The 18452-nt window shown below is 38.7% G+C and carries 13 protein-coding genes and 3 pseudogenes; 1 reads left to right on the top strand and 15 read right to left on the bottom strand.

Annotated elements, in window-relative coordinates; all coding sequences use genetic code 11:
• Window positions 1-11 precede the first annotated feature (11 nt).
• From V8Q34_RS07655 to V8Q34_RS07610, 10 genes are all read right to left on the bottom strand, one after another.
• Window positions 12-908 (bottom strand): glycoside hydrolase family 43 protein, encoded by an 897-nt coding sequence (locus tag V8Q34_RS07655; RefSeq protein ID WP_256139043.1) that lies wholly within the window; start codon window positions 906-908, stop codon window positions 12-14.
• Between the two features lie 365 nt (window positions 909-1273).
• Window positions 1274-2893, bottom strand: a complete 1620-nt coding sequence (locus V8Q34_RS07650; RefSeq protein ID WP_227210973.1) for an AAA family ATPase — start codon at window positions 2891-2893, stop codon at window positions 1274-1276.
• Between the two features lie 410 nt (window positions 2894-3303).
• Window positions 3304-3450 carry a hypothetical protein gene (locus V8Q34_RS07645; RefSeq protein WP_256282756.1) on the bottom strand — a complete coding sequence of 49 codons (147 nt, stop codon included), beginning with the start codon at window positions 3448-3450 and terminating at the stop codon, window positions 3304-3306.
• 464 nt (window positions 3451-3914) lie between these two features.
• Entirely contained in the window at window positions 3915-7064 is a 3150-nt protein-coding gene (locus tag V8Q34_RS07640) for a glycosyl hydrolase (protein ID WP_227210960.1), read from the bottom strand.
• Window positions 7065-7180: 116 nt separating this feature from the next.
• Window positions 7181-8524 carry an ABC transporter substrate-binding protein gene (locus V8Q34_RS07635; RefSeq protein ID WP_227210959.1) on the bottom strand — a complete coding sequence of 448 codons (1344 nt, stop codon included), beginning with the start codon at window positions 8522-8524 and terminating at the stop codon, window positions 7181-7183.
• A gap of 43 nt (window positions 8525-8567) precedes the next feature.
• Window positions 8568-9401: a carbohydrate ABC transporter permease gene (locus V8Q34_RS07630; protein ID WP_227210958.1), complete on the bottom strand. Its 834-nt coding sequence runs from the start codon at window positions 9399-9401 to the stop codon at window positions 8568-8570.
• A complete protein-coding gene (locus V8Q34_RS07625; protein ID WP_227210957.1) occupies window positions 9401-10321 on the bottom strand; it encodes a carbohydrate ABC transporter permease in 921 nt (306 codons plus the stop codon). Before V8Q34_RS07625 ends, V8Q34_RS07630 begins: the two co-directional genes overlap by 1 nt.
• A 158-nt stretch (window positions 10322-10479) precedes the next feature.
• The gene (locus V8Q34_RS07620) at window positions 10480-11667 is read right to left on the bottom strand and encodes a response regulator (protein WP_227210956.1); all 1188 of its coding nucleotides are present in this window, start codon (window positions 11665-11667) and stop codon (window positions 10480-10482) included.
• 2 nt (window positions 11668-11669) lie between these two features.
• Window positions 11670-13469, bottom strand: coding sequence for a cache domain-containing sensor histidine kinase (locus V8Q34_RS07615; RefSeq protein ID WP_227210955.1), 1800 nt, complete (start codon window positions 13467-13469; stop codon window positions 11670-11672).
• Window positions 13447-14868, bottom strand: a complete 1422-nt coding sequence (locus tag V8Q34_RS07610) for a family 4 glycosyl hydrolase (RefSeq protein ID WP_335835174.1) — start codon at window positions 14866-14868, stop codon at window positions 13447-13449. Before V8Q34_RS07610 ends, V8Q34_RS07615 begins: the two co-directional genes overlap by 23 nt.
• Window positions 14869-15005: 137 nt before the next feature.
• Between V8Q34_RS07610 and V8Q34_RS07605 the strand changes: the two genes are divergently transcribed.
• Complete coding sequence (locus V8Q34_RS07605) at window positions 15006-15869, top strand: helix-turn-helix transcriptional regulator (protein WP_227210953.1); 864 nt, start codon at window positions 15006-15008, stop codon at window positions 15867-15869.
• Between the two features lie 103 nt (window positions 15870-15972).
• On the opposite strand, the pseudogene V8Q34_RS07600 reads toward V8Q34_RS07605, so the two are convergent.
• The 5 genes and pseudogenes from V8Q34_RS07600 to V8Q34_RS07580 all read right to left on the bottom strand — a co-directional run.
• A pseudogene (locus V8Q34_RS07600) lies at window positions 15973-16244 on the bottom strand (HIT family protein); the annotation flags it as partial.
• A pseudogene (locus V8Q34_RS07595) lies at window positions 16239-16748 on the bottom strand (glucuronate isomerase); the annotation flags it as partial. The pseudogenes V8Q34_RS07600 and V8Q34_RS07595, both read right to left, overlap by 6 nt.
• Window positions 16749-16790: 42 nt before the next feature.
• Window positions 16791-17096 (bottom strand): annotated as a pseudogene (gene tnpB / locus V8Q34_RS07590) (IS66 family insertion sequence element accessory protein TnpB); the annotation flags it as partial.
• Between the two features lie 727 nt (window positions 17097-17823).
• On the bottom strand, window positions 17824-18102 hold the full coding sequence (locus V8Q34_RS07585) for a hypothetical protein (protein ID WP_335835173.1): 279 nt from the start codon (window positions 18100-18102) through the stop codon (window positions 17824-17826).
• A 93-nt stretch (window positions 18103-18195) separates the two neighbouring features.
• Window positions 18196-18429: a GlsB/YeaQ/YmgE family stress response membrane protein gene (locus V8Q34_RS07580; protein WP_033141494.1), complete on the bottom strand. Its 234-nt coding sequence runs from the start codon at window positions 18427-18429 to the stop codon at window positions 18196-18198.
• Between the last annotated feature and the right edge of the window lie 23 nt (window positions 18430-18452).

The raw sequence follows: 18452 nt of genomic DNA, 5'->3' as shown, positions 1-18452 counted from the left end.
CTATCCTTCTCCTAATATCTGTTTTTCAGCCTGAGATATTCTTCATTAGTAATTTTCAGAATACATCCATGCCGTTTTTTTAGTTTTCCCAAATCATACTCCTGATGCGAAAGCACTTCAAAATCGCCCTTTTCAAGCTCATTGCACACAAGCGGCAGATACCCCCCGCCGCTGGCAAACTGGTCCGCGATCAGGCACCACCGACCGTCGGGCAGTTCATACGCCTCCGGGCCCTCCACTCCAAGAAGTTTTTCAAGAATCTCAGAGTGGATGGATTGTGCACTTTCCCCGCAAAGTTTCCTTACCCGGTCCGCTTTGATCCCTTTTGTTGTCTCATCCTTGACAAAGCGATAATACCATCCCTGGGCACGGACAATGTTCATATCAATTACATGGTTTCCGGTTTCCAGATAAATAAATGGTTCTGTAAAGTTCCTGAAATCCCGGGTATAGGAACCATAAATCCTCTGCTTTGGCTCAGATTCTCCCACAAGCTGTACCATAGATGCCCAGAAGACAAAGAATGCTTTTTCATCCTGGTCATATACGCTCTCCGGTGCCCACACGCATCCAGCTTCTGGTACCCCCACCGTACAGCTTCTCGGACCGCTCCAGTCTGCAAGATTTTCAGATTCCCATATGATCAGATTCCTGCTTCCCCTGTACTGCGCTTCCTCCCAGCCCTTTCCTGCTCCAATCCTGAGGTCTGTGGCCATCATATAGAATCTGTCATTCTCCGGATCCCGGACCACAAACGGATCCCGGATACCTTTCTCACCAACACAAGACCGCAGCACAGGTTTACCCTGATTCAGATCTTCCCAATGTAGTCCATCGCTGCTGACTGAAAAATAAACCTGTTCTCCATCTTCCTGTTCGCCAATAAAGTAGATAAACAGATATTTCATCACACGCCTCCTCACACTTTTTGTTTTATTATAGTGTTAAATCAGTCAGATATTCTATGTGCATGTTTTTACTTTCTTACCTGTAGTTTACTAATTGGTTACTGTTTACACCCAATGTCATAAACTTTAAGAGTATTCATGTCAAAACAGTGCTGCAAGGGGCATTTTCATAAAAATCCTTTCTCTCATACCTCTTGTATTTAAGCATACAAAAAGCACCTCAAAACAGAGATGCCGGATAATCCATATTATGAAATTGCAGGCTGCCCAAACTATTGTCTAATATTATGTACTCCAAAAAAGCCTGTAATTCATGCCTATCCGGCTGAACTACAGGCTCATTTATCATTCTGATAACAGGAGGCTTATGACAGCACCTCTACTTTGCAGGAATGCTTTTTCGTCTCCTTGTTATAACTGATTCCTACAGCCAGAATCTCTCCTGAATATCTGGACTGTTCCCCTATTTTCCCCTGAAAACGAAGTGCATATTGTTTTTCTTTAATCTGATTAATTGCTTCCTCTGGTGTAAAACCGACTTTTAATTCCAGAATGATACAGTCAGCATTCCTATCTGTTTCCGGATAAAAGATAAAGTCAACATATCCTTTTCCCGCTTTATCTTCCCGTTCTATCCGATAAGAATCTCTTGCTGAAAGATAGGCGAGATTGACAACTGCCATAAGTTCCGTCTCATGATTGTAATGAAAGAGGGGTGTTTCTGTATCGTGTACCAGTTCCAGAATCTCTGTCATAGTTTCTGTATCCCCCTCAAGCGTTGCCTGCAGCATTCGATCGGATTCTTTCGCCAGGCGGTAGACATATCCCAGAGATGGTTCTTTCTGCAGCATATCTGTGAATTTTTCCATTAATTCTTTATTGGGTATACTGACTTTTCCATTCTCATAACTCAGAAAACCATAAACCACCATAGCAGAAAAAATTTCATCCCTCGTCTGCAGATTCATGGAGGTTGCAGCATACTCCTTAATTTTTGCCGGAACAGCCACACCGGATACCATAAGTGCCAGGTCATCTCTTACATCATCCACATTATTTTCAATATAATAATAGATTTCATCGTAGGGACCGGAACTGGTCCAATAATTTCCAAGGTTGTTATTTTTCAGTGAAGTTACTACCGAACGTGGATTGTAGAGTCTCCTGCCGAATTTTGAATAATATCCATCATACCAGTTTTTTAGTTCTTCTCTTGTCAGATTTTGGGGGCCTTCTGTGTACATGCAATACTTTTGAAATAAGATGTCCACCTCTTCCTCTGTAAACCCAAAATACTGTGAATATTGTTCTTCAGCAGCCATCGTATATTCTAAAAACATATTTAATTCTGAACCACTGGAATATTTCGCAATAGGAAGGATTCCCGTCATATAAGCCAAAAGCACATATGGTCTGTCCTTCAGTAAATTCCTCAAAAATTGCAGATATGCCTTTTTATCCCTCTCGGTCACAAAATCCTGATGAAAAATAAAGTCCCATTCATCCAATACAAAAATAAAACGGGCCGTTGGTTCCTCCGCATTGATATACCTCAGAATCCCTGCCACATCCGTTTTTCCATAAAGCTCCGCCTCCGGGTATTCCTTCTTCAAATCATGAACCAAACACTCCCGAATCTGTTCAATATACTGTTTATAGGAGATGCATTCCTCGCCGATGTCATTGAATGAAATATGAATGACAGAAAACTTGTTCCTGTATTTATCATACTCTGGACTTTGCGCAACCGCAAGATTCTGAAAGATATCATTCGCATCACATCCCTTTGAGAAATAAGCGGCAATCATATTCGCCATAACAGTCTTTCCAAATCTCCGGGGTCTTGTAATACAAATATGGCTGTTTCCTCTGCTCACCAGAGGGAACAATTCTTCTAGCATCTGTGATTTGTCAACAAAATAAGGGTTTTGAGTTTCCCCTTTATATAAAATATATGCCGTTTTACTGTTTAAATAAATGCCCATCATTTTTCACTTCCTTCCAGCATATTGCAAGATTTACTTTGTTATTTTATAATTATAGCCCAAACTATTGTCTGATACAATGAACTTTAAAAAAAGCCTGTAATCCATGCCTACCCAGCTGAATTACAGGCTCTCTCAGAGCTCTCTTATAAAATTCAATTTTTTTGGTAAATTATTGGTAAAATGCTTATTTCATTCTTCCTATAAGCGCTGAAACCCGCATAAACACTAGGTTTCTCTGATGTAGGATTAACTACCTGCCCCGAAGAATTTTTTTATCTGAGAATTATTATAAACCTTTAAAGGCTTGATTTCCATGGGTTTTTGAAGATTCTTAAAATTAGTTTTCTTCATAAATCCACATAACTTTCCGTATTTACCAACGGATTTCTGGTAAATAATTGGTAAATTCAACCAACTCTGAACCTATTAGAATCAAGCTTTTTCAGTTGTTCCCTTACTCTTTCCTGGGTCACATTGTCATAAATCCTGGATATCATCTTGTACTCTTCATGTCCCATGATATATTGCAGGCTGTCAAGATCCACTTCCGCCAACATATCCTCTTGCCTAAACTTTGAAGTTTTAAAGCTTCAACCAGAAAGTCTGTCAGACTTTCTGAAAATTTTTCTTGACTATCACATGGAAAGAGCCAGTAAATAGGGGCATTCCGAACAGAGAGCATTTGAACCATATCCGGGTATTTGAATTCATTTAAACGTAGTTGATCTTCTGTATAGTTCCCGGAAACGTCCAAAATATAAGTATTTTTCCCACTTTCTCATATTTCTTCCAGTTTTCTGCAGCAAAAATATGTTTTTCCGTACCCTGAACTTCCTAAAATCAAAATAGATCCGTTAGGGAATTCCCTTTACAATCTTCTTATTCCAGTGATTCAACTGGGTCGTCTGTTGTACAAACCAGAGCAAAGGGGTCTGCCCCCTTTGCTTCAACTTCACAAAACTCTGTTCTTGCAATCTGTACAATAATTTACAGACCGCGGATTGATGAAATCCCGAGTTCAAATATTCACAAGTTCATGTTTATCATAGTCAAAATATGTCCCCTCTAGCATATTTGCCAACGTATTTGTACGAATCAACTCCACATGATTTTTTCCCTGCTTTAATAATTCTGCCTGGCATTTCCATTGATATGGTGTAAAAGCCCGGACGCCCAGAGATGTTCCGTTTATTTTTAGTTCCAGACAATCCATACATGTATCATAAAAATCAAATGATACGTTCACCGTACCGTCACATTTATCAAAGACCATCTCGTTCTCAAATGTCATATCTCCGCTGTAATACGGAAATCCTTTTATATAATGACTGTCAAATACTGCCTTTTCCGGTTGTCGTATCAGAACATGATTGTCCGAAACCCCGAAATTTCCTAACAGATAAATCGGATCCTTTAATCCATCTGATTCGCGCTCTGCTTCAACTTCTATTTCGACTGTATTGTTTCCTTCTTTTAACAAATTAGAAATATCCGCCACAAGATTATGCTCATCATTAATAAAACGATATTGAAACACATCCCGATTCACTTCCGTTTCATTTATTCTTATCTTATATGTGCCTGTAATCGCCCTCCTATCCAGCATTATTTCCGCAGATTTCGGTTTGCTTTCTGCTTCAAATTCTGTTCTGTAAGCAACAGAAATCGGAAATTTCATCTTCACATGCTTAGGCGTTCCAAATGTACTTTGGTAAATATAATCTTCTTTTTCAAGCAAAGGGAATGCTGCAGCCTGTTCAATCAAAGTCATAGGTTCTGTCGCAAACCACTGTTTTCTATCTCTTGAGATTTTCCATTTTGCAAGTCGGAACACATTACTTCCGTGAACTCTAACACTAAATGGTTCTTTCGTGGAAATTATCAGATTCCTCTCTTTTCCGTTGGTATTATCTTTTTGTTCCAAAGTCACTTCTTTAGTAAGCCGGAAATATTTACTTTCCAATGGTGCAAACTTCAGCTTCTTTTTATTTTGAAGACATCCTGAGGCGATACATGTGCCATCTTCCATTTTAATCTGTTCCATTTTATAGTTTGAACTTCTTCTGTTGTACAAAATGACATCCGCTGGACGTTTACCTTGATTCACAAGCGAAAGGAACAGAGTTCCATCCTCATTCTTTCGAATTGACGTGATAAAATTCTTTCGTTGTGTTTCTTCTGCAAACAATATATCCACCGGTTCATCTGCCAATTGTTTTATTTTTTCGATGAATGCATTCTCTATGTCTGCATTTTCAAACCGCCCTTCTGCTTTCATAAATGTAACCTGTGAAGGATATTCCTCTAAAAGCCAGTTCCATTTTTCCTCTGCTTCGCAATCTGTCTCGTGTATATCCATAGACAAGTACGGAAGATTCCCCAAGAAAACCATATTTCCTCCCGCTTCTGCAAATTCCTTAAGTTTCAAATAAGCGCTGTGTTCATAAAACAAAGACGGAGGAATAATTACAATCTTATAAGATGCATCACCATGTTTCAGTCGGCCGTTCTCTACCGTAAACTCCGGAAGCATTTCAGAATCCAGGTGATTATACTGCAATTGATTCAAAAGTAATGTTTTTGTTGTATACATCCAATTGTTTCTTAACTGTTCACATTTTTCTTTTTCCTCTTTGTCTTCCCCTTCATATGGGAATCCGTGAAACGGATTTCCTAAAAGAGCCCACAAACTCGGTACCGGGTCTAATACTGCAATTTCCGTTGTTTCTCGCGTTTCTGTAACATAAACACTTAAGCGCGCTGCATAATCAGCCAGTTTGCGATAATGCTTCCAATACGGATTCTGATAAAACTGTGAAGGAGGTGCGTCATGTTTGTTAATGGATTCTATTGTGTAATAGAAGGCATGAAATACATACTGGTTAATTCCACTTGCTGCAAGACGATCCAACATCCATTTCGCATCTTGAAGCGTCATAGTCCAGCCCACACTGTGAAAACTCTCTATCAGACACTGTTTTCTTCCCAGCTGCCTTGCAAGAGATGCTACTGCATTTGCGCTGTATCGAAACGCACAAAGATACTTATCATAAATCCATTCCAATTCTCTTCCCGCTTTTTCATGACCTGTATCCCCTCCCGGAATATGACTATATCGCTGCGTTGACAATCGCATAAACGGAACTTCTGTACAATATTGTATTCCTTCCTGTTCACACCAATCTGATACCTGTTTATGATAGCTTTCCACAAAAATCTGATTTACCACATCATAAAGATCATAGCGTATCCTATACGAATTTGGCCATGAGGCATCGTATATTCCAGGCATATTTTCCAGAATGGAATACCCCTTTATCCGTTCAAATGCCTCCGGAACCCGATCTGACCATGGCACCGGGCTAAGCATACCGACTTCATCCGAAAAGATACCTTTCGCATAATCTGACAGATTAGATTTTTGTTCATCTTCCCCTGTCAAAGCTTTTTTATAAGCTTCATGTGTTGTATCCAGGAAAGTTTTCACCGCATCTTCATGGCATGGATCAATGTATCCACCGTAAAATTTGAAATCCCCCATTGGTTTTTCGTAATAAATTTCAACAATCCATTTACCTTCCGGCAACGTAACATTAAGAATGTTCTGTGGTCCATATGAAAAGAAACGCTTATTATTGTACATCGTAAGCCCGGTAATCTGATATATTTGCTCTGTTTGAAGAATACCGATGTTATCTCTGACATCAATTACCGATTCCCTATCTATACTTCCATTCCCCTGAACAAGAAATGCTTTTGCATATAATATGATTCCATTTTCCAGCTCATGGGATAACTCTGTACCACCTTCAGCTTCAATCCGGACGTGACTTAATACTTTATGTTCTGCCTCTGGATGCCGACGCAGTACTTCTCCGCCTCCCATTCCACTTGGATATGGATATTCATCATACAGCCATGCTTCCATTCCATATGCTTTTGCACACTCACAGGCATATTTTACAAGCGAAAACCACTTTTGTGATAAATACGGCACTGCCTGTCCCTGACGAGCAGAAAGATAAAATCCACCTACACCTTTTTCATGCATTTCTCTGATTTGCTTCTCAATACCTTCTTCCGTAATATCCCCATTCCAGAACCAAAATGGTTTCACACGATATTGTACCTTGGGATTTTCAAATTCTGTTTTCAGCCAATCTGTCATTATCTTTCCTCCTCTACTCATCTAACCAGATTTTTTCTGACTATAATAGTATTTTTATTTTAAAAGAAACACGCCTTATAAGGGCGTGTTTCTTTTGACAATTCACAAGCGTAATCTTATTTGTTCACAACATTCTCATCGTACTGTTTTTTCAGTGCAGTCATCTGATCTGCCCATTTATCCAGATACTGCTGAGCTGTTTCATTTCCAAGAAGAACATTCTGGAAATCTTTTGCCAGTGTGTTGGAGTGCAGATCAAAGTATCCTGTAACATTTACCGGAAGTGTAGCAATCTTCGTTTCCTGATTTAAAAGTGTATCTGCTGCCGCCTGTACAGGTTTAGATTCTTTTACCCACTCATCTTCCATTGCAACTTTATTACATGGAAGAGAGCCAAATTTTTCACAGTAATAACTGTTATTTTCATGTTCACTGAGGAAGCTGATAAATTTGAATGCTTCATCCGGATGCTCCGAATTTTTAAATACCGACAACGTTACAACTCCGTTAGAAACAAGTACGCTGTCTCCATCTTTGGACTTCAAATTAACAATTGCTCCAACTTTGTTGTCTCCAAGTGTCTCTTTGTGCATTGCATAGGAAGCTATATTGTGGAAAATCATTGCTGCAGAACCTGAATCAAATGCAGAAATCATCTCTGTACTTGCATTTGTAATATCGCTTTCCGGAGTATATTCATTATAAAGAGAAGCAAACTCTTCCAGGAATTTTACATGTAAAGGATCATTGATAGTAGAATTTCCGTCTTCGTCAAACATCTCTGTAATACCTGAATACTGATACAACATCTGCTCTAACTGCTGTGAACTACCTGCACCTCCTCGGATAGAAAATCCGTATACTCCGTTTTCTTTATCTGTCAGCTTTTTCGTATCTTCAAATACTTCATCCCATGTTGTAGGCGCTTCCAATCCTGCCTTTTCGAATAATTCTGTGTTGTACCACAGTGTCGGCGGAACAACAGATTGTGCCAGACCGTAAAGTTTTCCATCCGGAGCTGTATCTTTAATACTTTTCTGGAATGTCTCGAGCATTTGATCATAATTTTCCCATTCTGCAACATAATTATCCAATGGCTCTAATGCATCCTGAATAATAAAGTCATTCATCCAATACTGATAGATAACGCCACAGTCCGGAGTAGAACCTGACTGGATTGCTACATCATATTTTGATTTTGCCTGGTCTGACGGAAGCGGTACATGTTTTACTGTAATATTCGGATTCTCACTTTCGAATTTTGCGATGAGATCCTTAAATCTTTCTGTACTCTGTGGAGTTGCATAATTATCCCAGAATGTAATCTCCACTTTTTCGTCCTTATCTGTGGATGTTTCCGCACTCCCCTGCTCTTTTGCAGTATCTCCTCCACCACAGCCTGCCATCATGGTTACTGCCATCGCACACGTCATTAACACTGCTACTACTTTCTTTTTCATCCTTTTTTACCTCCATTTTTTTATATGTTATCCGTAACCGGGATTAACCTTTTACCGCACCGGAACTTAATCCGCTGACGAGATATTTCTGTAAATATGCAAATAATGCAACGGGAATTACCATCGCAACAATTGCACCTGCTGCCATCGCACCATAATGAATACCATATTCTCCCTGCATCATCTTCAATCCAATCGGAACAGTATACTTCACCGGATCATTCAAGAACATCATCGCAAACAAGAACTCGTTCCAGCAGCCGATTAAAGCAAAAGCCGCAACAGTCACTATTCCCGGAATCAGCATTGGAAGTACCACTTTAAATACTCCCTTCACTCTGCTGCATCCGTCAATCATCGCCGCTTCTTCTAATGCAAACGGTATTCCTTCCACAAACCCTCTCATCAACACACAGCAAAACGGGGTCTGAAATGTGACATTTACAATCACTAACGCAATATGTGTTCCCACTAAATGCACATGATTGAAAATATTAAACAACGGAACCATCAATACTGCTCCTGGAATAAACTGTACTGCAAGCAGCAACCCAAGAAATGCACCTTTAAACCGAAATTTATATCGGCTCAATGCATATCCTGCCATAACTGATATCATCACGATAAAAAGGACAGATATTGTACTTACCTTCAAACTGTTGAAGAAGTACTTATCAAACCCTACATTTGTCCATGCATCAATAAAATTAGCCAGTGTCGGATTTTTCGGAAGGTATGTAATATTTTTTCCTAAAATCTCACCCTCATTTTTAAAAGCGGTGTTAATTGCCCAATAAATCGGAAATACCACATAACTGCATATGAAAAGCAATGGAATCCATCTTAAAAAAATAATATCTCTTTTTTTCTCGCGCATTATTCTTCACTTCCCTTCCCAAACCCTGATGCCTTCATATAAATAACCGCAATAATTGCCAGGATAAAGAAGCTGACTACGGAAATTGCAGATCCGTATCCATAATTATTTGTGGTCAAGGCCTGATTTGCAATTAACATACTAAGTGTTGTTGTTTTTCCAACCGGACCTCCTCCTGTCAAACTATAAATCAAGTCTACACTGTTAAACTCCCAAATTGTACGCAACAACGTAGTAAGAACAATCGTATCTTTCAAAAGTGGAAGCGTCACATATATAAATGTCTTAATTTTGTTTGCACCATCAACTCTTGCAGCTTCATAAACATCTTGTGACAGTCCCTGCATTCCAGCAAGAAGACTGATTGCAAAAAATGGAATTCCTCTCCAAAGTTCAGCGACGACTACCGCACCCAAAATCACCTTTGTACTTGCGAGCCATGCAACATTTTCACTAATCAAACCAATCTTTGTAAGCAAATCATTCAGTACTCCATAGTTCTGATTGTAAATCAAGCTAAACAATACCGCAGTCAGTACCCCTGACATTGCCCATGGTACAAATACCAGCGCACGAAAGAATCCTCTTCCACGGAATTTTTGATTCAAAATCAAGGCTACGATCATTCCGAATACCACCTGTAAAATAACTTCTGCAACAACCCACTTCAACGACACAACAAGTGCGGAATAAAATTCACCGGTCGTAAATATTTTTATGAAATTGTCAAATCCACAGAATCCATTTGCAAATGGCATTGCCGGATTGTAATTTTGAAACGCAAGATAAAATGTCTTGCAAAGCGGATACAGCATAACACCAACAATCAAAATCACTGCCGGTGATATCAATAAATATGGAGCCCACTCAGTTTTCTTCTTCCCAAGAGCAGGTGAACTCGGATTCCTCTTTTTCATCATTTTTTCCCTTCTTTCTTTATATTTCATCCTTTATGTGTATTTAACCATGATTTTCAGAGATAGTAAATTCAATAACTTTGGGAAAAATTTATAATATCTTTACTTTATATCTTTGCATAAATGAGGGAAGGAATCCTACCGTGAATTCCTTCCCTCATTTATGCGTTTCTATGCGCCGTTCGATATTGTGTAACTGTGCAATTATAATATTTTTTAAAGCTTAAGCTGAAATACTGTGGATTTTTATATCCGGTTGCTTCTGCAATTTCATAATTTTTTAAATCTGTGTTTTTAATGAGCCTTGCAGCATTTTCCATCCGTACCTTGATAATATAATCATACAGATTAATATTGAATTTTTTCTTAAATGCGCTGGTCAGATAACAATGATTAATCCCAAAATGCTCCGCTATCTGAACAAGTGTAAGCTCCTCGTCTCCAAAATGTTCTTCTATATAATGACGCACCGCAATGAGCAGATCATCTACATTTGAATTAATTTTCTGCAGTGCATTCTGATAGGATTGATATAACTCATAAAAAGAATGCATCACGCTTCCATAAAAGAACTCTACGCTTTCCGACTCTAACTGCCCCTTTGCAAACTGCCGAAACATAAATTCCATATTTCCAAGATTTTCATACATTATAGATACTTGTTTGCTCTCTTTCTCTGTATAGATCATAAAAATCTGCAAGTTATCCATGCAAAAAAAGAAACTTCCTTTGAATGCATTTGTCAAAAAATCACAATATTTTTCTATTTTCTCTTTAGCCTCATCTACCGGAATCATTTCATTATAATGAAAATTGATAAAAGCAACCATTCCAAGGCCACTGGAAAGATTAATATCAAATATTTTGAAAAAATCATCGTCCAAATGCTGAAAATTCTCTCTCATTAATTTCGATATATAGTTCCGTTTAATCTGCGGGTACTCTTCCTTAAGTATATGTTCTGTTTTCCGCTCCTGTCGATACAAATTTTCTGCTTTTTTCACTACTTCAATCAATTCATTCTTATCGAGAGGTTTTGTCAGGTAATCCACAGCATTCAGTTTAAGCACCTGTTGAGCATATTCAAATTCCTTATACCCTGAAATAAAAATGAACTTAAGATACGGATAATAATCTCTTGCAATCTCTGCCATCTCGATTCCGTTCATTCCCGGCATTTTGATGTCTGTAATAATAATGTCAGGCATATTTTCCTTGATAAAGTCCAGAGCTTCCATCGCATCTCTCGCAGTATATATCAAGTCCCAGCCATTTTCTTTCCAATCTATCTTTGTTGTAATTCCTCTCCTTATAATTGCATCATCATCTACAAATACAATCTTTGTCACTTCTATTTCTCCTTGTAAGGTATTGACACTATAATTTCCGTACCACAATCCGGTTCTGTTTCTATTTGAATTTTATATTGTTTTCCATATGCAAGCTGAATTCTGTCCTGAACATTTTTTATTCCGTACACACCATAAGATTTTTCTGTATATTCACATATTGGCTCGTCCAACGACTTACAGATTCCCTCCAGAACATCCTCTGCGATTCCACCTCCATCATCTTTTACATGAAACGCAATTAACTCTTCCTCTTTTCTGACTATAATCTCAACAATCCCGTCTGTTTTATACGGACGTATTCCATGGTACACAGCGTTTTCCACAATTGGCTGCAAAATCATTCTCAATGTATAGCAGTACTTCAACTCTTCCGGAACTTCAACCCGGAACTGAAAATCTTCAAATCTCGTCTGCAAAATCGATAAATAAGAAGTAATATGGCGTAATTCATCCTCTATGGTAATATAGGATTTTCCTTTACTTACTCCGATTCTGTAAAATGCCGCAAGCTGATCTATCATCTCAGCAGCCTTCTCATTTTCTCTGCACACACATAATTCCCTGATACAATCCAGAGTGTTATACAAAAAATGAGGATTAATCTGTGCAAATAGATACTGTAATTGAGTTGCCTGTTTTGCAGTCATTTCATGCTGAATAGATTCTGTTAACGCATGGATTCGACCTATCATCTCATTGATTCCTGTACCGATCTGATTGATTTCCCGATAGCCATCCACACCAATCATCCCTGCATCATTTGGTCCGTTTATTTGTCTCATCTGCCCAAGCAATTTCATAACAGGGGTGGAAAAATAATTTGGTATTACAAAATAAAGCACAATAAAAATGAATACCGCCGCCAATATGGTAAATAAAAAAATATGCGTAAAATCATTCAAGCTCATATATAATTCCTTTGTCGGTATCACTGCAAGTATTCCTATATCCTTAATTACAATCGGTGTATATACCACATAATAATCTCCCGTTTCAAAAGAGAGCACCTCCTCTCCCCGAACTTCCTTCATTTTTACCTCTATATTTTTTCTGTCGGACTCTGTCAGATTATCCAATGTATTATTTTCGGAATCCGGTGTAATGATTTCTCCATCCCGTCTTATAAAGGCCATACTGCTACTGAATGTCAATCTGCTATTCTGTATTTGATTAAGAAACACATCATCCCGAATTCCCATGATTCCAAATCCGCTCACTTTACTTTCTTCATCTCCAACAGTCTTAATAATAGCAAAATGACAAGTTTTTCCCTCTGACATTTCCTCAGGCAACAGCTCATCCAATTGAATCCACTCTAAAGTATTTTCTGACAAATATTGCGTATAATCAACATTTCTCAACATACCCGAGTCATCACTCTCCTGATTGGAAAGCCAGTAATATATGGAATTATCAGACAAATATATTCCACCGAAGTCCATATAAACTGAATAGTGACGTACAAATTGTGTAACACTTGTATCTAGCTGCAGATACTCAACCGGAGTTATCGGATTATTTCCATTCTCAAGGTTGTAATCCATATTGTAGAATGCCCGTGCAGACAAAATTCCTTCTGCCATTTCCTGTATATTTTCAATTTCCCGGTTCAGGGAGTCTCTGCTTTGGTGCACAATCGTTTGCGCATTCTCTTTTACAAGTCCTGAATAATGATGAATTCCGGAAAAATAAAACACAAAACAGCAAAATATCAGGAAAAGGAAAAAAGGGAACAACATAATTGTTAATGCAGTTCGTATCGGCAGATTCATAAATTTATCTCTTATTTTTTTCATCATTCTTCCACCCTTTTGGAAGATATTTATCTGTTGCAGAGATCATATCACTCACCAGCATGCGTATCTCTCTCTCGCTGCAATTTTTCCCCTTTACAATCGGATCATTCATAAAAGCTTTCACAACTGCATCTTTATCGCAATTCAATGCTGCCTGTAGGATTGTCTCATGGTTTTCAATATGTGGCATGATCAGCTTTCTTACTTGATCCGGTACTTTTCCTGCGGCAATAGGACGCACATGACCATACTCAAATACAGCATTTGTTTCTACGATTGCATCTTTAGGAAGATTGCTTATCTGAGCCGCTGTGTTTGGAATATTTACATTGCTGATTATACGTTCCAAACCACAGAGTGCCTTTATCAGAAGAATTCCTTCCTCACCTGTCGGTTTTAATTTAACCTCTTCTTCTCCCGATGCCAGTCTTCTGCTCTTTTCCATTCTGTTCTTTAAATCATTTTTTCTCCATGCTACAGATGTAAGAGCAAAGCCCCACTCATCTACTGTCTGTGGATTATTAAGATACTCATTTCCCGGCATGAATTCCGCCAGATGACGATTGCCGGCTGCTGCGATCAAACCGTATTTTCTAAACAAATCAAATTTGACACGATGATTACATGCAAAACATGTATTTGCCCAGTTTGTATCATGTTCATAATAACCTTCCGCAAAATGTTCTTCTATATATTTTTTATAAACCGGGAATAAATCTATTCCCTTGTAAGACGCCTCATCGAACCACGTAAAATGATTAATCCCCAACACATTCACATGAATGTCCCTGCGCTCAATATTCTGCAGATTCTGCGTATCTTCCAAAATTCCCTTTAGAATTTTCTGTGTCCCAAATACTTCATGGCAACAACCAAAAGCTTTAATTTCTGGGAATGTATGATACAACGTTTTCACGCAAAGCGACATCGGATTTGTATAGTTGATTATCCACGCCTCTGGTGCATATTCTCTTACGCCTTCTGCAATTTCAACAAACATCGGAATTGTCCGAAGCGCACGTATCATTCCTCCTGGTCCTGCCGTGTCTCCTACTGATTGATAAATGCCAAGTCTTTCCGGCATATGCACATCACTTTCCATCTCATCAAATGTACCCGGAAGAATAGAGATTACAACAAAATCTGCTCCTGCTAATGCTTCTCTTAATGTATTGCAAGTGATATAACTCCACTTTCCGACAGCTTCTTCCCGCTCACTTATTCTATTGCCGATTATTTCATTTGCTTTTGCAGCTTCAAAATCCAAATCATAGAGACGTATTGTTCCGCTCATTGACTCTTCCAATGCCAAATCTGTCATGAACGTCCAGGCCCATCCTCTGGAACCACCTCCTATATAAGCAATCTGTAGGTCTTTTACTTTCTGTTCTCCGTAAATCATTTCACATCACCTTTCTGCATTTATATCTTTTTTCATTACTATACTAGACATTATAGTGAAATATTATATAATATTCTTATACTAATTTTTCTTTTTTCATCTTTTTCGAACTATATTTACTTTTAAGGAGATTTTACATGGAACGGACAATTTTTAAAGATAGTATGAACGGACTTTTCATAGAGCGTATACAGAGAAACGAACCTTTTACAATGCCTTATCGTCATGTTCACAGCAATTCCTATGAGATATACTATCTTCTTGAAGGGGAACGTTATTATTTTATAGAAACTCAGACCTATCATCTGCACAAAGGAACTCTCGTCTTCTTAAACCGAGGGTGCATTCATAAAACAGCACATTCCGGCAATACTCATCACGATCGTATTCTGTTAAATCTTGACCCGATTGTTTTTGAACCGTTACTGAAAACACTATTGACGTCTACAATGCCTGATTTTTTTCAATCAGACTGCACTCTTTTAACGTTCGACACAGATGGACGACGTACAATTGAACAGTTACTGTTTTCCATTCACACGGAACTTCTCAACCGAAAAACCAACTACACACTCATGATAAACGGGCTTTTACTTCAGCTTTTTGTAATCTGTCAGCATTATCAGAAACTGTTGCCTGACACAGCATCATCCTTATTATGCAACTCGCCCAAACATCAACTAATCAAAAGTGTCTCCGACTATATTAATACACATTACAATGAAACTATTTGTTTGAGCCAACTTTCCGAACAATTCTTCGTTAATAAGTGCTATCTCAGTCGAATTTTTAAGGAAGTAACCGGGTATACTGTCAGTGAATACACCAATATTCAGAGAATCAAGCGTGCTTGTTCTATGCTCAAACATCCCGGCGCAAATAGATGCAATATCACCCAGATTGCAGATGCCTGCGGATTTGATACGATTACTTATTTCGAACGTATTTTTAAAAAATATGTGGGAATTTCTCCTTTAAAATATCGTAATCATTCTGCATAAAAAGACCTCCATTCTTTATGACTTCTATGAAAAGCAGGAACACAGCATCGTGCTGTCTCACTTTGCTGTGTTCCTGCTTTTCATATTGTATTTTCTATTTTAATTAATCTTCTTTTCCACACTTTAAAGCATCACGGATCTCTCCTGCCATCTCCACATATTCCTCATCAGACAAGAATTTTCTCCCGGGTTCATGACAAATACACCACCCCACTCATACTCATCCTTGTATTTCGGAACAAGATGAAAATGCAGATGATGTCCGGTATCTCCGTACGCACCGTAGTTAATTTTCTGTGGATGATATAACTCATGGATTGCATTTACAACTTTTTCAATATCTTCCATATATGCAGCACGTTCCTCCGCTGTCAGCATACCGATGAAGTTTCCGAGCAGTCCTAAGTTTGCCAGAGAAGTCATCTGCTCAGTCATACCTGTCTTGTTGTCATTGAACCACCATCCGCTTCCCTGCTGGATTTTACCGATGTTAGATGAATCCTGGAAACATCCGATGATCGTTCCGATTGATGCGTTATCATTCGGGTTCAGGGAATACTGAATTGTCTTTGGAAGTTCATCTGTCTCTGCCAGTGCATTCAGGTAATCTGCCCTCTCAGAGGATGGGGCAAAGTTATTGATACAGTCAATTCCTGCATCCGGTCCCAATTCATTGAATACGCGGCGGTTGTTATCTCTTTTCACTCCGTAATGTATTCCGATTGCCATCTCCAGTGTCTCTTCCCATTTCTGGAATTTCTCGCCATCGGAAATTTTCTCATATCCGAACAGGCATCCGTAAATAGCAAGGCAGGTATGCAGTGGGTTCAGGCATGTGCAGACTTTCATCTTCTCAACTTTGTCTACTGTCTCACGGTCTGGTGGTTCTACTTGTTTGACAACCTTTTTGGGGGCAACTGTAAGACCTTCCATTAACCAGTGAAACTGTTGCTGAGAGAGATTATGAACTTCTGATTCAGATCGTGGCCATTGGAAGTTTCCTTGTTCCAATCTTTTGTATAAAAGCAGATAACCGTCAGATTCCCAAACCAATCCTTTGATGCGATCCGTTCGTCTGCCACAGAACAAATACAACGTGTCCGGAACAAATGGTTCCTTCCCTGACTTTGATTTTATTAATGCTGCCAAGGAATCAATTCCAAAGCGTAAATCTGTATATCCGGTTACGATATAAACATTTTTAAAACAAACAGCATCATTTAACATCCGCAGCCACCTGCTATACCATCTTCAGAAGTTCTGGTGATGTTGCATCAGAAACTCCGAATCCTTCCGACAGTGATTTCAACAGCACGATTCGCACTGCTGGTAATCAGGTTTGAAGGAACTGGAATAATATTTTGTGTCATTGGTTTTGCTGGAATATTTTGCAGACATGCCTTACGTACTTCACGAAGACGATAGTAATAATTCGCTACGTTTAAATCGTGCTGCCCACACCATTCTTTTACAGATGTTCCAGGAAGTCTGTTTTGGCATTCTCAAATCTGAGTTGCCCACTCTTGCAGGCCATAGTTTCTGGCGACTGATGATGTTACTGATTTCATAGACTAACCTCCAATACTATAGTGGTATAAAAAGTTAAGCCTCAACTTTTCATACTTGGTAAGTCTATTGTCTCAAAAGTTTAGTAAGAATTCTGCGCACCCACCATGGTGCGTTTACGTTATAACTGATTCCTACAGCCAGAAACTCTCTTGGATATCTGGACTCTTCCCCTATTTTCCCTTGAAAACGAAATGCGCATAGCATTCCTGTCTGTTTCGGGATAAAATATGAAGCCAACATATCCTTTTCCTGCCTTATCTTCCCGTTCTATACGATAAGAATCTCTGTCATGGTTTTCATATCCCCCTCAAGCGTTGCCTGCAGCATTCGATTGGATTCTTTCGCCAAGCGGTAGACATATCCCAGAGATAGTTCTTTTTATCCTCTAGGTCACAAAATCCTGATGAAAAATAAAATCCCATTCGTCCAATACAAAGATAAAACGTGTCAAGGGATTCTCAGAATTAATATAGCTGAGAATATCTATCACTTCTGTCTCATCATATAGTTCCACTCCCGGATACTCTTTTACCAAATCACGAACCAGACGATTTTGAATCTGCTCTATATACTGTTCATAGGAACTACATCTTCTTCTAGTATCGTTGAAGGAAATATGGATAACAGAAAATAAGATATTAATCTTAAAAAGCCTGTAATCCACACCCAACCGGGTCGAACTACAGGCTTATCCAGATTTCTCCTCATTTAACTATGTTTTTCAAGCGTTTTCACAGATGTCAGCTCAACCTTTCCACTATTTAAAAATCTTCTTCGCAATGTATAAGAAAATGCACGCCCCCAAAACAGATACCATAATATTGGCAAGAAAACCGTACGCATAAAATCCCACTAACGACATGATTCCTCCGCCGACAAAGGAGCCTGCAATTCCAATTGCGATGGTTTTTATGAAGCCTCCCTTTTTTACGCCCATGATTCTTCCGGCTATCCAGCCTGATATGATTCCTATAATTAATGATGTAAGCATTTTTATCTCCTTTATGATGCCTG

The sequence above is a fragment of the Blautia sp. JLR.GB0024 genome (genome assembly GCF_037000545.1).
Classification (GTDB): Bacteria; Bacillota; Clostridia; order Lachnospirales; family Lachnospiraceae; genus Blautia; species Blautia celeris.
This window is presented reverse-complemented; position numbering and strand designations above follow the sequence as displayed.